Below are 682 nucleotides of genomic sequence, written 5' to 3'. Positions count from 1 at the left end.
GCCCGGTCCGGCTGTCCGGCCGGGCGGGAGCGCTGCGGATCACCGACGGCTCCGGCCGGACCCTGCTGCTGCCCGGCCCCGCCCCGGCCGGGCCCGGCACCCGGTGGTCCGCCGACGGCGCCCTGGCCTGGTCGGCGCTGCACCCCCTGCCCGGCGGCACCGCCGTACTCGACGACGTCGACCCCCACCGGGTGCCCGCGGGCGGCATCGGACCGGCCGCGCTGCCCGCGGCCGAGCGCCCCTACGCCGACCCCGCCGCGTGGGCCGCCCGCTGGCGGGACGCGCACGCCCTGCTGGCCGCGACGCACCCGGCCCGGGCCGCCGAGACGCTCGCGCTGGTCCGGGCCGTCGTCCCGCTCGCACCCTCGGCCGGCGGCGCCCCACCGGTGAGCGCCACCGTGCGGACCGCGCCCGGCGCCGTACTGGCCCAGCTGCCGGCCGACCGGCGGGAGCTGGCGGAACTGCTGGTGCACGAGACGCACCACACCAAGCTGGCCGTGCTGGACGAGCTGGTCCCGCTGTGGCGGCCCGGCGGCAGCCTGCACCGGGTCGGCTGGCGGCGGGATCCGCGCCCGGTCCCGGGCGTGCTCCAGGGCGCGTACGCGCACCTGGCCCTGCTGGACCTGTGGGGGCGGGCCCGCACCGGACCCGCCCGGTCCTGGCGGCGGCGCGCCGCCGAGCG

At 82.3% G+C, this 682-nt stretch carries 1 protein-coding gene; it reads left to right on the top strand.

Annotated features, from left to right (window positions below):
* Nucleotides 1-682: aKG-HExxH-type peptide beta-hydroxylase (locus CCN44_RS42030; RefSeq protein WP_244204075.1), on the top strand; the 682-nt coding region annotated here is incomplete at both ends.

The sequence above is a fragment of the Streptomyces tricolor genome (assembly GCF_002155905.1).
Classification (GTDB): domain Bacteria; phylum Actinomycetota; class Actinomycetes; order Streptomycetales; family Streptomycetaceae; genus Streptomyces; species Streptomyces tricolor.
This window is presented reverse-complemented; position numbering and strand designations above follow the sequence as displayed.